This window comes from Paenibacillus sp. FSL H8-0260, assembly GCF_045040625.1.
Lineage (GTDB): Bacteria > Bacillota > Bacilli > Paenibacillales > Paenibacillaceae > Paenibacillus_AQ > Paenibacillus_AQ odorifer.
Genome location: NZ_CP150298.1, coordinates 1,319,446 through 1,337,997 on the forward strand (window position 1 = coordinate 1,319,446; position 18,552 = coordinate 1,337,997).

Here is an 18,552-nt window from a genome sequence, read left to right on the forward strand (position 1 = left end):
ATGTATAATCAATTGAGTCAAAAAAAGTATTTGACCACTGGAATAATTAGACATATTATTATTTAAATACTATTGATCTATATATGAATCATGATGGCGAAAGGTGGCTTTGATCATGAAGCAGATGACCATTCGTGCAGAACTGGCGGACTACCTCAAGAAGAATGGAATAACAATTAATCAATTCGCAGAGGTATCTAAAGTAAATTCAGGCACGATTAGCAACATTATGAATGGGAATCGTCCTATAGCCATGCAGCAATTAGATCGGATTACAAAAGGTATGGGATTAGAGGAAGGATGCTTTTACGATATGTATGTGGAGGAGTGTTTTATACATTCCAATCCCAATTGGAGACGTCTTCGACCTTTTCTATATCGCTGTGCTGAACTAGATAAGCTGGAATGTATAAGCCGGGTGATTGGAATCATGATGGACAGCCTATCTTATACACACCCGTTGTTTGATACAGCAGAAGATTTCTTTGCACAAGGAAAATATGAAGCTGCAGCGCTGTTATACCGGAGTGTGGCGGAGAGTGAGAAGTATCAGCATTCAGAGCGGCTGGCTTTTTGCCAATACAGATTGTTTACGATTGCTCTAGGGGGCGATCAGGATGTGAATTTGCGGGCAGCGGTGCAGTTTGAGGGCTTTGTAAATCGGCTTGATGAAGTTGATCAGCTTGACGCACTGAAGGTTCTGGCGAATACATATAGCGCTTTGAGGCATTGGGATAAGGTAATGGTAATGACTAAGGAATTGGGCAAAAAAGCATCCATTCAATATAATTATAATAATGAGCGAGCCAGAAAAAACGGGGTACAAAAGGAACCTGCAATGCCCTTATTTTCATATATTTTATATTCTTATGTGTTACGTTCAGTAGTTTACAGAGAGCTTGGAGATTATGATAGAGCATTGCATTATATCAACCTTTACATGGACATGAGCTGGATTCGTGAGGATACGGAGGAAGCTTTGCAACTCATGAATAAATGTATGGGTTGGGCGCAGGCTAATATTTTTTTGCTGAAAATTTTAAAAGGTGATGCAGCAATGCTTCCGGAATATGTGACCTATATTGAAGATAGAAAAGAAGAATTTCTTCCAGGCCTGTTCAAAATCCTTCAGGCAGCCAATCACTATGATTTTAATGTGGATGATATTCTTCAGCGGTTTGAGCCAGAAATATCAGATTTTAGAGATCAGCAGAGAAATCTTAAATGTTATAATCGACAAATTATCGAAGACAGATACACTTTTTTTATGGCTGAAATAGCATTGTATTATATAAGAAGAGGAAAATATGAGCTTAGTATAAAATATATAATGGATAGTTTAGAGAATTCTGTAAGGATTAATAACGAATCATGTATAATTAAGTGTGTCGGAATGTTTGAGCAGCTTCGGCATATTGCATCTTTAGAAACGCAGAAAGAGTACCAGAATCTGCTTAGAATCAATGAAAAGAAAAATTGTTTTGTTATTGACAGTGCTTAGTAGTGATAGTTTCATAGAAGATATCAATCAAGAGAGTTCCCTGATTAAATCTGGAATCGCTTTTTTTGAATTCTAGTAATGCACTTCAATGTAAAATTAAGAATTTGACATATACCTCTAGAATATTTCATTAGGGAGGTAGTGTTAATGAATGATCAGGAAATTATCCAAAAGAGAATAGAGGGTGCTAGAAACAAACTTTATTTGATGGAGAGGCAACATGGAGGGCTTTCGCATCCAAATGTGATCAGACAGTCCATGAGATTAGATGAATTAATTAATCAGTACAATAAAGCAGTACATAGTGATAACGAGAATTGAAGAGAATGGTTAAAACACCCTACATAATGATATTGCAACTTCTGATGAAGTATAGAGCCAGCGCTGTGCGCGGGCTTTTTGGCTTGTTGGAGCTCATAAAATAAATCAATGCTGCACGCTTGTCATGCCCGTCTGCATATTGCGGCCAAGTCCCTCATAGACATGTACTAATCAATGCATTCAAAACAGGTTAAGGGGATGATGTCATGCGCCGGATAACATGGGTACTCGCGATCATTATGAGCGTGGCCCTGGTGATGACGGGGTGCGGGAAGAAGGATGCCGCTTCCGTAGTCAAGGATTTGAACAATGTGGCTGACAAGTTGGAAAGTAAGCAGGGAACGTACCAAGGTTCTGGCACAATGACCCTGTATACCGGGGAACAGCCGCAGGAGTATAAGGTAGAGGTATGGTACAAGAATCCTTCCTACTACCGGATCAGCTTGGCAAATGTTCAGAAGGATATTACGCAGATCGTACTTCGTAATGATGAGGGAGTATTCGTACTCACACCAAGTATGAATAAGAGCTTCCGCTTCCAAAGCGATTGGCCGGATGATCAAGGTCAGGTCTATCTGTATCAGACGTTGGTTCGTGGCATAGTTTCGGATAATAATCGGCAATTTGTGGAAGATGGGGATAACTATGTGTTCGAGGTAGCCGCGAATTATCAAAGCAATGCCCTTGTACGACAAAAGATTTGGCTTGATAAAAAGACTTATGAACCTAAGCAGGTTCAAGTCTCGGATTCTGAAGCGAAGGTAGTTGTAAACGTGAAGTTTGACACCTTCAAATTCGATACGGATTTCACCAAGGATTCTTTTGATATGGAAAAGAACATGGCCTCGGGTAAGTCCGCAGAGAGCACAGTAGCTGAGGTTGATGAGAATGGTAATCCAATTACAGCTCCTGAAGGCCAAGAACCGGCTGAGCAACCAGTGGCTGCAGAGCTTGGAGACTTTGGGATCATTGAACCTGATTATATTCCAGCTGGTGTCGAGTTTAAGGACTCGCATAAATTGGAGGGGAACAAAGACCATGCTGTTCTCATCCGATATGATGGGATTTATCAGTACACTATTATGGAATCCCGTCCACTGGACCGTGCGGTAGCACTGGCGCCTGGAACCCTGAAAGACCTTGGTTTTACATGGGGAGTTCTGAGTGGGGATGAGCAGCAGACATTGACTTGGATGTCTGAGGGAGTAGAGTACCGAATTACAAGTGCCAATCTTCCTGCTAATGAAATGATGCAAATTGCCGCTTCTATGGAGGCACAATCGGGTAAATAATAAAAAGTAGGCGGATACTGCGTTTTGTGGGATTCTTTCCTCTACAACGTAGTATCCGCTTTTCTTTATTTGCCGGGGCTCCAGCACACATTGACAGCCACCTTCTGTAGCATTACCATTGGTACTAAGACAATGATTAATGCAATGCAGCAATGACGTTTTACTACAACGTAAGAAGGTGACTTGAAGTGCAAGCAAGCTATCGACCGACAGTAGCCGAAATTAATCTGGATGATTTGCGTGCCAATTACGAAGCCTTTCGCCGCTACTTGCCGGCAGAGACAAAGTTTATGGGATGCGTCAAAGGAAATGCGTACGGCCATGGAGCAGTGGAAGTGACACGGGAGCTGGAAAGACTCGGAGCAGATTATGTTAGTGTGGCTTTTTTGGATGAAGCATTGGAGCTGCGTCAGGCGGGAATACTGATTCCTATACTGGTGCTTGGCTACACTTCCCCAGAAGGAATAGCCGTTGCCTGGGAGAACCATGTAACTGTAACACTGTTCACACCGGAGGTACTGGAGGCTATAAGACAGCTTCCTATAGATCCGGAACATCGGCTGAAGGTGCATATCAAGATTGATAGCGGGATGGGACGACTGGGTCTTTTACCAGCTGACGCACCTGCATTTATCTCTGAAGTGCAGTCTGTTGCGCAGGCGGAGCTGGAGGGTATGTTTACCCATTTTGCCAAGGCAGACGAACAAGACAAAAGCTATACACTGGAACAGCATCGACGGTTCATGAGCGTGGCGGAAACGCTGCGGGAGCAGAACATTCAGATCCCGATCATACATACGGGCAATAGCGCTACGGCCATTGATTCACCTTATTTATCCAGCAATATGGTGCGTGTAGGCATCAGCTTGTACGGATTTTATCCCTCCACAGAGGTGAACCGTCAACTGGTAGAACTACGTCCGGTATTGACGCTGAAGACGCAGGTTGTATATGTCAAAAGCCTGCCTGCCGATTGGGGCGTCAGTTACGGCACTAGGTACATCACAGAGAGCGAGGAGATTATTGCAACGCTACCTGTGGGGTACGCAGATGGATATTCCCGCATGCTAACTGGCAAAGCGGAGGTGCTAATACGTGGACGCCGCGTTCCTGTCGTCGGAACAATCTGCATGGATCAGTGTATGGTATCACTCAAATCTTTCGCTGCAGAAGCGGAACAAATTAAAGCAGGCGAAGAAGTTGTTCTCATCGGCCGTCAAGCTGACGTGATGATCACGGCAGACGAGTTGGCTCTCCAGCTTGGAACAATTCACTACGAGGTTATCTGCATGTTGGCTCATCGGGTGCCCCGCGTTTATATAAGTGAAGGCACACTTCCTAAATTAGTAAATGCTCTGCTCACAAACTGAAAGTTCTTGACAGTGATGTTATACAAGGGAGAAAATAGAAGGAATTGTATCGTATTAGGAGATGTGACTAAAAGCCTATACGAACCACCATTTCTAGTTTATAATGGGATGCAGCATACTTGATATACTGGCGGCATATATTCCTTGTATAAAATTCCTTGTATATTGTAACACTGGAACACAAGGGCAGAAGGTTTGTGGGGGTGGAAGAGAAGGTGGCTAATTTGCAGAACACCAAAAGAATCATGATCAGCTTGCCCGATCATCTCTTGCAGGAAGTGGACGGAATTGTTCAATTGGAGAATTCCAACCGGAGTGAATTGATTAGGCAGGCCATGAAGCTGTACTTGAGCGAACGGAGGAAACGTTCCATCCGGGAGTCCATGCAGCGCGGCTACATGGAAATGGCTAAGATCAACTTGACCATGGCATGCGAGGCTTTCCTCGCGGAGGAAGATGCAGACAGCACTCTTGGCCGCTTAGTAAGCGGGGTGTAGACATTGATCGTTAAACGTGGCGATGTTTTTTTTGCTGATCTTTCGCCGGTTGTAGGTTCTGAACAAGGCGGAGTAAGGCCAGTTCTGGTCATCCAGAACGATATTGGCAATCGCTTTAGCCCGACGGTAATTGTGGCTGCAATCACAGCCCAAATCCAGAAGGCTAAGTTACCTACACATGTGGAAATTGACGCAGCTGCTCATGGCTTTGACAGAGATTCTGTTATTTTGCTGGAACAGGTTAGGACGATTGACAAACAACGCTTAACTGACAAGATCACCCACCTTGATGATGAAACGATGAAAAAGGTGGATGAATCGCTGCAAATCAGCCTTGGTCTGATTGATTTTTAATCACCCTAGGTTATAGATAACTCATGAGATTGGCGCTCGGGTACGAATCCGGGCGTCTTTTAATGTGCGTTTTTGCGTATAGTAAATAAAGAATCGTTAGGTCTTCACTTTTTGAAAATGATCTGATATTATTAGACCGTACGGTCGGTTTAGGAGGTGCTTAGAATCAAAGGACGCTCAGACGGAGAAGAAACTAAAAAAAGAATTGTGCGCAAGGCCACGCAGCTGTTTGTACAGAAGGGTTATGCTGCCGTAACTATGAATGAAGTTTGTGTAGCCTCGAATGTCAGTAAAGGCAGTCTTTATCACCATTTTCCGAGCAAGGATGAGCTTTTTCTATTTGTAGTGGAAGTGGATACGTTAGAGTGGCTGCAAGCGTGGGATGATAAGAAACAGGAAATTGTAGGAATCGAAGAACGATTTTATGCGTTAGCCGAACACTACGCAAATGATTTTCAGAATCCATTGATTCATGCGCTCGAGGAATTCTCCAGAAGCAGATGCCACCCGGAAGAGATTAGCAAGCGGCTTTCACTTCTTTATGAAGCAGCCTCACATGCTTGTCGTGATCTTTTGAAGGAAGGTATTGAAACGGGATATTTGGTAAAGGGCGACTTAGAGAACTATGTAATCATCGTGAGTGGCATGCTTGAAGGGATTGGAAGAGTTTCTGAATTCTCGATTCATGAGAAGACCCAGGAGGATATAAAAAAATATTACCGGGAAGCAGTAAATTTATTATTACAAGGGATCCGTACGGGGTAAGATAACGAGGGGCATGAAAAGAAGCTTTACATTCAGGAACATGAAGGCTGAAGCTTCTCAAAGGCACCGGAATAGGAAGGGTTATTTTTTTACTATTATTTAGACCGGATGGTCGGTCTTAACATGCATAATATTCGAAGTTTTGGCTTTAAACACACGGAGGGTTAATACAATGTCATTGTTACTTAGAAACAGAGGCGCTATGCTGCTTGTTATGCTTAATATTTTTCTGGCTTTTACTGGAATTGGGCTAGTAGTCCCAATAATGCCAACCTACATGAATGAGCTTGGGATCAGCGGAAGTACTGTCGGGCTCTTGGTCGCCTCCTTCTCGCTTGCCCAATTATTAATATCGCCATTTGCCGGCAGATTATCCGACAGAATCGGTAGAAAAAAGGTGATTGTAGCAGGTTTGATCGTGTTTGCGATATCGGAGCTGATTTTTGGTCTGGCCAATGTACCTTGGCTCTTGTTCGTTTCGAGATTGCTTGGTGGTGCAGGAGCTGCTTTAATTATGCCGGCAGTTATGGCTTATGTAGCGGACACGACTTCTTTTGAAGAGAGAGCTAAAGGAATGGGGCTAATTAATGCAGCCATTACCACCGGCTTTATTATTGGTCCTGGGATTGGCGGTTATCTTGCTGAGCTTGGAATGCGGGTACCCTTTTTCTGTGCAGCGGGTGCAGCTGGAGTTGCAGCTCTAATTACAGTTTTAATTTTGCCTGAGTCTCTATCTGAAGAGAAACGTAAGGAAGCGACGTTATCAAAAAATAATCAGGAAAGCTTCTTGACGCAGCTGATGCGCTCTTATCGCGAACCGTATTTTTTCGGCTTAATTATTGTATTTGTTATGGCTTTTGGGCTGGCTAATTATGAAACGGTGTTCGGATTGTTCGTGGACCATAAATTTGGCTTTACGCCTAAGGATATCGCTTTTGTAATTACCTTTGGTTCTATTGCAGGTGCGGTGGTGCAGGTGTCCGCGTTTGGCTGGATCTTGAATAAATTCGGGGAGAACAAGGTGATCTCCACTTGTCTTATAGTCTCATCATTGTTTATTCTGCTGACCTTGTTTGTAAGCGGCTTTTGGGCGATTATTACGGTTACCTTTATTGTGTTCTTTGCAATGGATATTCTGCGTCCAGCAGTAGGCACACAGCTTTCCAAGATGGCCGGAGAATCGCAGCAAGGTTTCGTAGCGGGAATGAACTCAGCTTATACAAGTCTCGGAAATATTGCTGGGCCTATCGTCGCAGGGTATTTGTTTGATCTTAGTATTAACTTCCCATATGGGGCAGCCGCGCTCGTTCTGGCTTTGTGTTTTGTATTGTCACTGAGTTCCGGCAAACGGGGAATGGGACAGCGGGCGTAATCGCCGAATCCGGGCTTGACCACTCTACCATGCCTCGCTTTATCGCACAGCGGTTCAGTACAAAGCGCGCTATTCGGGCTGGTCTTTGGTGCAGAGCCGAATCTGTGATACTATTTTAATTATGAGATCAAGATATGTATAAGCAGATTGTGTACGGGAAGAGGGATACTAATGGCGGTAGATAACAGCAATACGGAAGTCATTACGGATGAGGCAAACGCACAGCGGGAGCAGGAATTGATAACCGTAGCGATTGCCAAGGAATTGAACATTAGTTTGAAACAGGTACGCACTACGGTAGGACTGTTGGATGAGGGAAATACCATTCCGTTCATCGCCAGATATCGGAAGGAAATGACGGGTGAGCTGGACGAGAATGCGCTTCGTGATATTGAAGAACGGCTGGGTTATCTTCGCAATCTAGGCGAACGTAAAAAAGACGTTATACGCAATATTGAAGAGCAGGGCAAGCTGACCAAGGAGCTTCATGAGCAAATTATCAATGCGGTCAAGCTTCAGGAAGTAGAGGACTTGTATCGTCCCTTCAAGCAAAAGCGTAAGACGCGGGCTAGTGTTGCGAAGGAAAAAGGACTTGAGCCGCTTGCTAACTGGATCTTGGAGCAGCAAAGACAAGGGGATACACAGACTGAAGCATCGAAATATATTGATGTGGAAAAGGGAGTAGAGAGCGCAGACCAAGCGCTGCAAGGCGCACTGGATATCATTGCCGAGAACATAGCAGATGATCCTGCGATCCGCTCTTGGGTTCGCCAGTATACAGCAAGTCAAGGTATTCTTGTGTCTGAAGCAAAGGATGCAGAACAAGAATCTGTATACGAAAATTACTATAGTTACCGTGAACCTGTACACAAAATGCCACCTCACCGCATCCTAGCAATTAACCGTGGTGAGCGTGAAAATATATTAAAGGTAGGCATTGAGGTCGTCACTGATAAAATTCATGCCTATATCGCACGGAAGATCATTAAAGGGCCATCCCCGGTGAAGGAACTGCTGGAAGCAGTGACTGAGGATGCCTACAAACGTTTGATTGCTCCTTCTGTAGAGCGTGAAGTTCGTGGAGAGATGACCGAACGTGGGGAGAACCAGGCGATTTCGATCTTCTCTGGCAATCTACGTAGCCTGCTGCTGCAACCGCCAGTAAAGGGACGTTGTGTGCTGGGTGTTGACCCTGCATACCGTACTGGCTGTAAGCTGGCTGTTGTAGACGATACAGGTAAGCTGCTAGAGGTAGCTGTGACCTATCCGACGCCGCCGAACAACAAGAAGCTCGAAGCTGCTGCTAAGTTCAAAGAGTTGATTGCTAAGTACGGCATTCAGCTCATCGTAATCGGCAATGGTACAGGCTCGCGTGAAACGGAGCAGTTTACAGCAGAAGTGATTGCCGAGATTGGTAATCCAGAGCTGGCGTACCTGATCGTTAATGAAGCGGGAGCGAGTGTCTATTCGGCTTCCAAGCTGGCGCAGGAGGAATTCCCGGATCTGGATGTAGCGGAGCGCAGCGCGGCTTCTATCGCCCGTCGTGTGCAAGACCCGCTGGCGGAGCTGGTGAAAATCGATCCGAAAGCTATTGGTGTGGGACAGTACCAGCATGACGTCTCCCAAAAGCATCTGGAGGAGAGTCTTAAAGCCGTCGTGGAATCAGCGGTAAACCATGTTGGTGTGGATGTGAACACGGCATCTCCTGCTTTGCTCTCTTATGTGGCAGGGGTTAATGGAACAATTGCTAAGAATATCGTTAAATTCCGGGAAGAGAACGGCAAGTTCACGACTCGGAAGCAGCTGCAAAAGGTACCTCGTCTAGGTGCCAAGTCCTATGAGCAATGTATCGGCTTCCTGCGGATTCCGGGTGGAGACAACACCTTGGACCGCACGCCTATTCACCCCGAGTCCTATCCGGTGGTGGATCGTTTGTTCCGTGAGCTAAGCCTCGATGTGAATAAGCTTGGCAGCAAAGAAGTGGCCTCACAGCTTGAGGTGCAAAATGCCGAGGAGCTGGCTGTGAAGCTGGATGTCGGCGTACCTACGCTGCGCGACATCCTGGAGAGCTTGCAGCGTCCGGGCCGCGATCCGCGCGAGGAGCTGCCGTTGCCGATCTTCCGCACCGATGTGCTGAAGATCGAGGACCTGGTTCCTGGCATGGAAATGCAGGGAACCGTCCGCAACGTTATCGATTTCGGCGCATTCGTCGATATCGGCATCAAAAACGATGGGCTGGTGCATATTTCCCAGCTCAGCGGCAGCTTTGTGAAGCACCCGATGGACGTTGTCTCCGTAGGAGACAATGTCACCGTCTGGGTGATGGGGGTTGACCTGAAGAAGGGCCGGGTCAGCTTGACGATGCGTCCGCCGCGTGTTGAGGCGGGAAGCGTAAAGTAGACAGATCGCAGTGATCCTCAAAGAACGACAACAAGAAGCCAGCCTCCATTATTGGGGACTGGCTTCTTGTTGATTATTTTTAGTTGGAACCCTTTTTGTCATTATAGGAGTGAAGGACGTGCACTCTTTGGGTAAGTTTAGAGTAACAGTTGAACTAATGGCTTATTACTAGGAGGAGATAGATGTGGGAAATCCATTGAAAGAATTAAAAAATAGTGTGAATGGCCTGAAGCAATCCCTTGACGGAGTTAAGCAATCAGTAGAGGGGTTGAAAGAACCTATAGATGAGATGAAGGAAAACATTCAGATCACGTTGGAGCAGGCGAAGGACAGATCTGAGGGATTCAAATCGGAGATCAATCGTATGAAGGAATGTGTGGAGGAAACTAAGCTGGTTGTTAATGAGGCGAAGGAAACGGTAATGGAGGCGGGTGAGGTGCTTTACACTCAGAAACGCTATAAAAGATTGTTGAAGAAGCAAAACCGAAAAATGCAGCCTGCAAAGGCAGGCCGCCGTTTACTATAATCAGCCGGAAGTCCAAACATTCACCGCAGTTACAACCCGTACCTTTTAATTATAGGAATGAGAAGGAACCGCATTTAAAAAAATCTGCAACAGCTCATTTACCGAAGCCTCCATATTGGAACGTTGCTCAGCTGCAAGCCAATCCTCTTGAATGATGATGTAGCTGCAGGAGCTGCTTTTTAAATAGCTGTATATTATTTGTGCTTCGTCAATTTCATGGCGGCCGATCGCTGCCGGGGTCTGATTGGGTTCACTGTGAAAAGTGGTCATAATCGCTGACTTTATTGCCGCTTGCAGGTGGGTGATATCCGGTTGATCATATTGTAGCTTGGTATGGGACAGGATAAGGTTGCCCTTGAGCAGAATGAGTTTAAGCGTCTGTTCATTCATGGCCTCAAGAACTGCAATATTCTGATTCTCTTGAGCGAATTCGATGACCTTCTCTTTGTGAATCAGGAAGCTGACAGCTCCAATATAATCCCTGTATTTGGCGGCGGTTTCGAAGTCATAGTGCTCCGCGGCCACTGCCATCCGCTGCTCCATTTCCTCGAGGATGCTGGAATCTGAGCCGTTTAGTAAGCCAATGACCCGATCAATAATTTTATTATATTGAACAGCGGCATCTCCGCCTGCACACATCCCTATGCATAGGCCAAGCGAATGGTTTAGGCATAGGGAATTTTTAAAGCTAGGGTTGCTGCAAAGGATTTTTGAGCTTTCTTTAATGCCTTGTACTGCCCGTTCAACCGTGCTTCTGCTTGTATAGGGACCCAAAACCTGAGTGCCTTCTTTGACCGCAGGATCATACGTAATCTCTAACGAACGTATTTTTTCATTCGCTCCTATTACGATATAGGTATAAGCCTGCGGATTTTTCATTTTTTTATTGTACATGGGTTTGATCTCTTTAATTAATTTGCATTCCAGCATAAAGGCTTCGAATTCGGTATCCGTAAGGATGATTTCCAGATCTTTAATATTTCTTACAAGCTGCTTAACCTTTGGGGAATGAGATTTTGAGTTTTGAAAATAGGATTGGACTCTCCGTTTTAACTGTTTTGCCTTGCCAACATATATAATATGACCGAGATTATCCTTCATGAGATAAACGCCGGGAGTTAGGGGAAGGCTTTTAAGTTTTTCTGTTAAATGAATGGTAACCCCGCCCTCTCATAAGAGTTGTATGATTGATAGTTTTAGTATAAGCTTGCAACCTTCATTTGTTCAAATCAGTCTAAAGAGTGAAGGATCGAAGCTAAGGAGGGATCTTATGTACTTCGCAAAAAAAATCGGTGGGCTGGCGCTGATAGCAGCAATGTTATGGCTTACAGCATGTAGCGGAACGCCAGAAGCAGGGACGGAGCCGAAGCAGACGCCAGAGCAGACACAAGAGCAGACGCCAGAGCAGACACCAGTGCACACGCAAAAGCCGATACCCGAGCAGGCACCAGAGCAGACACAAAAGCAGACGCCAGAGCAGACACAAACTGCACAGTCAGCGGTTACTACGGAATCACCACAGGAGACTGAGACATCAAGTACGGGGCAGCCGCAGGATCTAGAGGGATTGCCGCCATTAGTTGAGGAAGCGGCGTCTACGGTAATGAACTCCATTAAGAATAAGAATATGAAGCAATTAGCGGCATGGGTACATCGGGATAAAGGGCTACGTTTCTCTCCATATGCATACGTGGATACAAAAAATGATCTTGTATTCACCCGGGAGGAAGTAGAAGGATTAATGAATGACTCTACCAAAAGAGTCTGGCGAACATTTGCTGGCTCCGGTGATTTAATCGAGCTGACATTTGCAGATTACTACAAGCGGTTTGTTTATGATGCGGACTTCATTCAGAAGGCCGAAATTGCTGTGAACAAGGGGCTTGGGCAAGGGACGACGATCAATAACTTAAACGAAGTGTATCCTAAGGAGCAATATGATTTCGTTGAATATCATATTGCTGGTATCGATCCTTCTGTCGAGGGTATGGATTGGCGCAGCCTGCGCCTAGTCTTCGAAAAGATCGGAGAAGACCATGCATTAGTCGGCATTATTCATGATCAATGGACGCCTTAGCTTACGGACTCAGACGGCGCTATTATGGACGCTGTTTGCCTGCTTCAACTTATTATTCACGTCCGTTGGTATACGCTGATCCTTACGGACCCAAATGACGCTATTCGCGTGTTTTTAGCGATTAGAGCACAGGTTCGGACTCCAGTGCAGCTATTCATTACAAAAAGGAACATTTATGGTGCTTTTTGTGCCGATAGCGACGATGGAGTCCTTTAGTAGTCCAAATGTGCGATTATACTGCGAATAAGGTCATCTGGGTCCGATAGCTACTGCAACCCCATCCGCTGCAAATCCTTCTGTTGCACACCTAGTTGCTGCACACCTAACTGATGCATACCTAACTGATGCACACCTAGTTACTGAACACCTAGTTGCTGCACACCTAACTGATGCATACCTAACTGATGCACACCTAGTTACTGAACACCTAGTTACTGCATACCTAACTGTTGCACCTAGCGGTTGCACACCCATCTGCTACGTTCGCATACCGCAAACATTGGAGCATCGCTGATCTGTATTTTGTTTTTGGGTACCTGCTTCAGCGGATTTTCATATTCGTTGATACAGGATGAGCCTTACGGACCTAGATGACGTTATTCGCGTGTTTTTAGCGATTGGAGCACAGTTTCGGACTCCAGTGCAGCTATTCATTACAAAAAGGCACATTTATGGTGCTTTTTGTGCCAATAGCGACGATGGAGTCCTTTTGTAGTCCAAATGTGCGATTATACTGCGAATAAGGTCATCTGGGTCCGATAGCTACTGCAACCCCATCCGTGCAAATCCATCTGTTGCATACCTAACTGATGCATACCTAACTGATGCATACCTAACTGATGCACACTACCTGCTGTACACTAACTGCTGTGCCCTACCTGCTGCACACCTCTCTACTACACACCCATCTGCTACGTTCGCATACCGCAAACATTGGAGCATCGCTGACTTGTATTTTGTTTTTGGCTACCTGCTTTAGCGGATTTTCATATTCGTTGATACACGCTGAGCCTAACGGACCCAGATGACGCTATTCGCGTGTTTTTAGCGATTAGGGCATAGTTTCGGACTCCAGTGCAGCTATTCATTAGAAAAAGGCATATCTATGGTGCTTTTTGTGCCAATAGCGATGGTGGAGTCCGATAGTATCGTGAAATTGGCATTTTTCTGCGAATAAGGTCATCTGGGTCCGATAGCAGCTGCGTCCGTGCAAATATGATCTAATCGCTCGAAGTTTGATGTTCATCCCCATCAAGTAGCTTCATGCACACAAATATGATCTAATCGCTCGTAGTTTGATGTTCATCCCCGTCAAGTAGCTTCATGCACACAAATATGATCTAATCGCTCGTAGTTTGATGTTCATCCCCGTCAAGTAGCTTCATGCACACAAATATGATCTAATCGCTCGAAGTTTGATGTTCATCCCCGTCAAGTAGCTTTGCACACGAATATGATCTAATCGCTCGAAGTCTGATGTTCATCACTGCTAAGTAATCAGCATTTCTGAGCCTGAGTTAGCTTGCGAACCCAGCGACGTTATTTGCAAATTTATTGCGATTGGAGCACAGTTCGGCCCAGTGCAGCTATTCGTTAGAAATAGGCCCATATTGGATGTTTTTTAAGACAATAGCAATTATGTAGTTCGATAGCGGCTGCATTCGTTACCTAATGAATCAGAGTTTGGAGTTGGGATAAAGGGGGAAGGAACAACAAACAACAAATAAGGGATGCTTCAGTAGCCATATGATGGCTTTTGAGGCATCCCTTATTTGTTTATAAAAATGAACTTAGATACCTGAGGAAAGGGAAGAGAGGCGAAGGGGAACTTTAGAACTGTAAGAGTGATAATGCCCTCCCTATAGCTTTCCACAGGAAAGCCATCTTCGTAAGCATAAGCTTCTCCGTATCTCAGCCATCATAAACGGCAGCTGGAAGCCCAAATATTCACCGCAGCTGCGACTGGCCCTTAACTCTAAAACCCTCAAGTTCAATTTATATTATTGTGCCGCGCTAGACGAATAAGAGGCGGAGCCAGTTACAGGTTGAGCGATAGCTTTGTATCCATCTGGCAGATAAGTGGCAACAGATGCTTTTGTGATCACCTGCGCGTACATTTTCCCTGGTTCAGGAGCAGTCACGTTAAAGTAAATTACAGCCGTATTGTCTTTACCAAATTCGATTCGCTCAATCACCAGCCCATACCCGGGGTTAGGTAGATTATTAACGGTAAGGGTGGCTTTATTTACGCCTTCACCCGCTTTGGTCAACGTAACCTCTGTTTCGTAGGTTGGAGTAGTGGGACTGCCATTAGATACAATTACACGTTTAGCAAAAGCGGCTGCATCATAGATCAGAGCGGCTGCTTCAGAGCGGGTAATAGCATCATTCGGCCGGAAACTACCGTTCTTATCGAGTGTAGCAATATGTGTATTCAGCAGGATCTGGAGACTATTTATAACCTCCGTAGAGAGTTTATCGCCATCCTTAATGTCTACATACATCAGCGTAACAGGGAAGTTACCTTTACTTTGCAACGCTTGCGTCAATAAGTGCGCGAACTGAGCACGGGTGATAGTTCCATTAGGATCCACTGTCCGGTCGAGTGAAAGGCCATTTTGCTTGGCAGTCAGGAAAGCCGAAGCATACCAGGCCTTGTCGTTCACTTTATCAAAATAATCACTGGCTTTGGAAGAACTACTACCTGCCGCTGGTTGCGGAGTCAGATTCAGACCCCCAACGATGAATTGTATCCCTTGCGCAAAGCTTACTTTAGATTTAGGAGCAAACTTATCTTTGTCTACTCCGTTTATAATCCCCTCTTTATGCAAAGAGTTGATTTTTGCTTCCGCAGGATCACCTTTCAAATCTGAAAAAGCAAAAGCGGATGCCCCAAAAGACACACTCGCTGCCAAAATGCCGCAGGCTATAGTCATTTTTTTAGCGTTATTTATGAATAATGGTTTTTTCATTTGCGTCACCTCCATACTCTTAGATGGTAGATTAGACCAAAATGTTGCATAGAATTTAAAATATTATAACGATTCAAGTAAAATATTATCCACGCAGTAGCGATTCGGCACCGTCTACATAAATTTCAGTTCCCGTCACATGAAAAGATTCATCCGATGCGAGAAATAATACCAGATTGGCAACCTGCTCAGGCTTACCTGGTGCATTTTCCAGCGGATGATTACCTTCCGGAAATTCCACAGGAATCTTCACTTCTTGAAGATCATCGCTTTTATACGTATTATCTCCAATTTGTGTATCGATTGATCCAGGACAGATGGCATTTACACGGATGCCGTATTGCGCCAGCTCTAGTGCCGCCATTTTCATAAAAGCAACTTGTCCTGCCTTGGAAGATGAGTAAGCGGAAGCGCCAATGTTCGAGAATACTCGGTTGCCGTTAATGGAGCTGGTGATAATGATGCTGCCGCCATTTTCTTTCATATGGGGGATGGCATATTTTACTGTGGCAAAGGTGCTGCGTAGGTTGGTATTCAGTGTCTGGTCCCAATCTTCGATTTCTAGTGTTTCGATGGGAGACCATGTACCATTAATGCCAGCATTGGCAAAAATAATATCAATCTTCTGGGCCGCCTCCCCAACCTTACGAATACTTTCTTCGACCAGACCTGGATTGGAGACATCGCATTCAATTACTGTTGCTGTACCGCCAATAGATTCAATCTCATGTTTAGTTTCATAGGAATCCTCGGGAGTGCGGTCAAGCATATATACCTTAGCTCCCTGTTGGGCAAACCGTATCGCTGTAGCTTTTCCAATACCGGAACCAGCACCTGTAACCACTGCAACTTTATCCTGTAAACGTTTATCTGTCATGATGAATTTCCTCCTCGGCGTTAAATTTCTTATATTAGTAATTACATACCCGGCATAGCTGAATCTAACCATTTGAACTGGAGGGTGGAACAACGTGGATGGATATATTACTATGGAACATAAGGATGTAAATAATATAAATTCAGATAAATTTAGATAAATCTAGCTCATGATAGGGGAACTATAGATGATTCAGCAGCAGGGAGCAGAACGGATTAATGTGGGGATATTTGCCCATGTGGACGCCGGGAAGACAACAACAACGGAGCATATTTTGTATGAAAGCGGTCGCATTCGAGCGCTTGGCAGCGTAGATACGGGGACGGCATTGACGGATTCTATGGATGTGGAGCGGCAGCGGGGGATCTCCGTACGGGCGGCATTGGCTTCTTTTGCTTGGAAAGGTGTGCAGATTAATCTGGTCGATACCCCGGGGCACGTCGATTTTCTGTCCGAAGTTGAGCGGTCTTTGCGGGTGATGGATTGTGCGGTGCTTGTTCTTTCAGCCGTGGAGGGTGTGCAGGCCCAAAGCGAGATGATCTGGAACGCGCTGCGCAAGCTGGGAATCCCCACACTTATTTTTGTGAACAAAATGGATCGTGGAGGTGCTGACTCTGAAGCTGTGCTGGCAGAGGCGCGAAATTATTTGTCTAGTGATATCATTCCAGTTCAGCAACCGATCGGCAAAGAGAAGGAGTACATAGGAGCAATAGATTTATGGGAGAATGAAGCTGATGCTAACAAGCGAACAGAATTATTAGAGGCTTTAGCTGAACGGGACGAAGAGCTGTTGGAGAAGTATATGTCAGGTAGTCCGATTGATTTGGCTGAATGGAAAAAATATATGAAAACAGCCTCCTCATCAGGTCGCTTTTTTCCGATGGTTTATGGCGTCGCCGCCAAGGGGCTTGGGATTACTGCCTTGCTGGATGCGATGGTTGAGTATTTTCCACGCGCTGGTGGGAATGTGGAGGGTCCGGTGTCAGGCATCGTATACAATATTCAACGTGATAAAAGTATGGGACGGATGGCGTTTGTCCGCCTTTATGAAGGGACGATCCGTAACCGCGATACGCTGATGAATTATACGCAGGATATTCAGGGAAAAGTGACCCAGATCCGCAAGGTCGAAGGTGGTCGGACCGAGGATGTCGGAGCGCTTGAAGCGGGAGATATTGCTGTTATCTATGGTCTTTCCGGGGTGCGCATCGGAGATGTGCTCGGCCATCCGGGGGCCATTCCGGAGGAGGCGAAGCTGGCTGTACCGCTGCTAACGGTGCGTGTATTCTGGGAGCCAGAAATGGATGACCATAAGGTTATCGGGGCGCTGCAGGAGCTGGCGGATGAAGATCCGCTTTTGGATGCACAGTGGCTGCAGGATGAGCGGGAGCTGCATATCAAAGTAATGGGACCGATTCAGCTGGAGATTCTGAACAGTGTTCTGGAGGAGCGATATGCGCTGAAGGTTACTTTCGGTCAGCCTTCTGTCATATATAAAGAAACGCCAGCCCGTGCCGGCGAAGGTTTTATCGCTTACACGATGCCGAAACCGTGCTGGGCGATTCTACGCTTTCAGATTGAGCCTGGACCTCCGGGCAGTGGTTTAGTCTATGATTCGATAGTGCGGAGTTCCGATCTGCTGCCGCAATACCAGAGCGAAACCGCACGTCGTGTACCGGAAGCCTTGCAGCAGGGTTTGTATGGCTGGGAGGTTACCGACCTTAAAGTGACCTTGACCGAGGGACAGCATCATGTATGGCATACCCATCCGCTGGATTTTGCTGTGGCGACTCCGATGGGAATTATGGACGGACTCGCTCGGGTAGGCACTAAGCTTCTGGAGCCGATTCTGCAGGTTCGCATCGTGGTTCCTGAGGAGAATGGCGGCCGGGTGATGAACGACCTCGTGCAGATGCGCGGCACGTTCGAGCCTCCCGTGCTGCAAGGCGAACGGATGATTATCGAAGGACGTCTGCCGCTGGCAACGTCGCTCGATTATCCTGTCAGCTTAAGCTCCTACACGAAGGGGCGCAGCACGTTTACTTCTTTTTTTGCCGGCTATGAAGAATGTCCACCAGACGTATCTGCTGAGCGCACCCGCCGGGGCGTGAACCCACTTGATCAGGCGAAATATATATTAAGCGTGCGAAAGGCACTGCAAGGGTAAATTGAGGTAGAAGGACTATTGAGACTAATAGGCAGGGTGAAGACAAAGGAGCGTGTCAGCG

General features: G+C 45.8%; 15 protein-coding genes. 12 read left to right on the forward strand and 3 right to left on the reverse strand.

Going from position 1 to position 18,552, the window contains the following annotated elements; genetic code table 11:
* Positions 1 to 115 precede the first annotated feature (115 nt).
* The 10 genes from MHI51_RS05675 (at position 116) to MHI51_RS05720 (ending at position 10,398) form a co-directional block, all read left to right on the forward strand.
* Positions 116 to 1,501 (forward strand): helix-turn-helix transcriptional regulator, encoded by a 1,386-nt coding sequence (locus MHI51_RS05675; protein ID WP_076277904.1) that lies wholly within the window; start codon positions 116 to 118, stop codon positions 1,499 to 1,501.
* Positions 1,502 to 1,648: 147 nt separating this feature from the next.
* Positions 1,649 to 1,822, forward strand: a complete 174-nt coding sequence (locus tag MHI51_RS05680; protein WP_076129534.1) for an aspartyl-phosphate phosphatase Spo0E family protein — start codon at positions 1,649 to 1,651, stop codon at positions 1,820 to 1,822.
* Positions 1,823 to 2,028: 206 nt separating this feature from the next.
* Entirely contained in the window at positions 2,029 to 3,114 is a 1,086-nt protein-coding gene (locus tag MHI51_RS05685) for an outer membrane lipoprotein carrier protein LolA (RefSeq protein ID WP_076129533.1), read from the forward strand.
* A gap of 188 nt (positions 3,115 to 3,302) precedes the next feature.
* Positions 3,303 to 4,484 (forward strand): alanine racemase, encoded by a 1,182-nt coding sequence (gene alr / locus MHI51_RS05690; protein WP_036686775.1) that lies wholly within the window; start codon positions 3,303 to 3,305, stop codon positions 4,482 to 4,484.
* A gap of 215 nt (positions 4,485 to 4,699) precedes the next feature.
* Positions 4,700 to 4,981 carry a CopG family ribbon-helix-helix protein gene (locus MHI51_RS05695; RefSeq protein ID WP_025698676.1) on the forward strand — a complete coding sequence of 94 codons (282 nt, stop codon included), beginning with the start codon at positions 4,700 to 4,702 and terminating at the stop codon, positions 4,979 to 4,981.
* A 3-nt stretch (positions 4,982 to 4,984) separates the two neighbouring features.
* Entirely contained in the window at positions 4,985 to 5,335 is a 351-nt protein-coding gene (locus MHI51_RS05700; RefSeq protein WP_036686777.1) for a type II toxin-antitoxin system PemK/MazF family toxin, read from the forward strand.
* Positions 5,336 to 5,491: 156 nt separating this feature from the next.
* The gene (locus MHI51_RS05705) at positions 5,492 to 6,100 is read left to right on the forward strand and encodes a TetR/AcrR family transcriptional regulator (protein WP_081383506.1); all 609 of its coding nucleotides are present in this window, start codon (positions 5,492 to 5,494) and stop codon (positions 6,098 to 6,100) included.
* Between the two features lie 172 nt (positions 6,101 to 6,272).
* Positions 6,273 to 7,472 carry an MFS transporter gene (locus MHI51_RS05710; RefSeq protein ID WP_076100052.1) on the forward strand — a complete coding sequence of 400 codons (1,200 nt, stop codon included), beginning with the start codon at positions 6,273 to 6,275 and terminating at the stop codon, positions 7,470 to 7,472.
* Between the two features lie 171 nt (positions 7,473 to 7,643).
* Positions 7,644 to 9,872 (forward strand): Tex family protein, encoded by a 2,229-nt coding sequence (locus MHI51_RS05715; RefSeq protein WP_405173663.1) that lies wholly within the window; start codon positions 7,644 to 7,646, stop codon positions 9,870 to 9,872.
* 184 nt (positions 9,873 to 10,056) lie between these two features.
* On the forward strand, positions 10,057 to 10,398 hold the full coding sequence (locus MHI51_RS05720) for a hypothetical protein (protein WP_076277906.1): 342 nt from the start codon (positions 10,057 to 10,059) through the stop codon (positions 10,396 to 10,398).
* A 45-nt stretch (positions 10,399 to 10,443) separates the two neighbouring features.
* On the opposite strand, the gene MHI51_RS05725 is transcribed toward MHI51_RS05720, so the two are convergent.
* On the reverse strand, positions 10,444 to 11,499 hold the full coding sequence (locus tag MHI51_RS05725) for a GIY-YIG nuclease family protein (RefSeq protein ID WP_342410486.1): 1,056 nt from the start codon (positions 11,497 to 11,499) through the stop codon (positions 10,444 to 10,446).
* Between the two features lie 169 nt (positions 11,500 to 11,668).
* Between MHI51_RS05725 and MHI51_RS05730 the strand changes: the two genes are divergently transcribed.
* Positions 11,669 to 12,475 (forward strand): hypothetical protein, encoded by an 807-nt coding sequence (locus MHI51_RS05730; RefSeq protein WP_342410487.1) that lies wholly within the window; start codon positions 11,669 to 11,671, stop codon positions 12,473 to 12,475.
* Between the two features lie 2,000 nt (positions 12,476 to 14,475).
* Here the strand turns inward: MHI51_RS05730 and MHI51_RS05735 are convergent.
* Entirely contained in the window at positions 14,476 to 15,447 is a 972-nt protein-coding gene (locus MHI51_RS05735) for an S-layer homology domain-containing protein (protein ID WP_076187528.1), read from the reverse strand.
* Positions 15,448 to 15,532: 85 nt separating this feature from the next.
* Entirely contained in the window at positions 15,533 to 16,324 is a 792-nt protein-coding gene (locus MHI51_RS05740; protein ID WP_405173664.1) for an SDR family oxidoreductase, read from the reverse strand.
* 187 nt (positions 16,325 to 16,511) lie between these two features.
* On the opposite strand from MHI51_RS05740, the gene MHI51_RS05745 reads away from it, so the two are divergent.
* Positions 16,512 to 18,491: a GTP-binding protein gene (locus MHI51_RS05745; protein WP_405173665.1), complete on the forward strand. Its 1,980-nt coding sequence runs from the start codon at positions 16,512 to 16,514 to the stop codon at positions 18,489 to 18,491.
* Positions 18,492 to 18,552 lie beyond the last annotated feature (61 nt).

Coding starts and splice junctions, on each gene's coding strand:
- MHI51_RS05675 (WP_076277904.1), top strand. CDS start 116: ATGAAGCAGATGACCATTCGTGCAGAACTGGCGGACTACCTCAAGAAG.
- MHI51_RS05680 (WP_076129534.1), top strand. CDS start 1,649: ATGAATGATCAGGAAATTATCCAAAAGAGAATAGAGGGTGCTAGAAAC.
- MHI51_RS05685 (WP_076129533.1), top strand. CDS start 2,029: ATGCGCCGGATAACATGGGTACTCGCGATCATTATGAGCGTGGCCCTG.
- MHI51_RS05710 (WP_076100052.1), top strand. CDS start 6,273: ATGTCATTGTTACTTAGAAACAGAGGCGCTATGCTGCTTGTTATGCTT.
- MHI51_RS05715 (WP_405173663.1), top strand. CDS start 7,644: ATGGCGGTAGATAACAGCAATACGGAAGTCATTACGGATGAGGCAAAC.
- MHI51_RS05725 (WP_342410486.1), bottom strand. CDS start 11,499: ATGAAGGATAATCTCGGTCATATTATATATGTTGGCAAGGCAAAACAG.
- MHI51_RS05730 (WP_342410487.1), top strand. CDS start 11,669: ATGTACTTCGCAAAAAAAATCGGTGGGCTGGCGCTGATAGCAGCAATG.
- MHI51_RS05735 (WP_076187528.1), bottom strand. CDS start 15,447: ATGAAAAAACCATTATTCATAAATAACGCTAAAAAAATGACTATAGCC.
- MHI51_RS05740 (WP_405173664.1), bottom strand. CDS start 16,324: ATGACAGATAAACGTTTACAGGATAAAGTTGCAGTGGTTACAGGTGCT.
- MHI51_RS05745 (WP_405173665.1), top strand. CDS start 16,512: ATGATTCAGCAGCAGGGAGCAGAACGGATTAATGTGGGGATATTTGCC.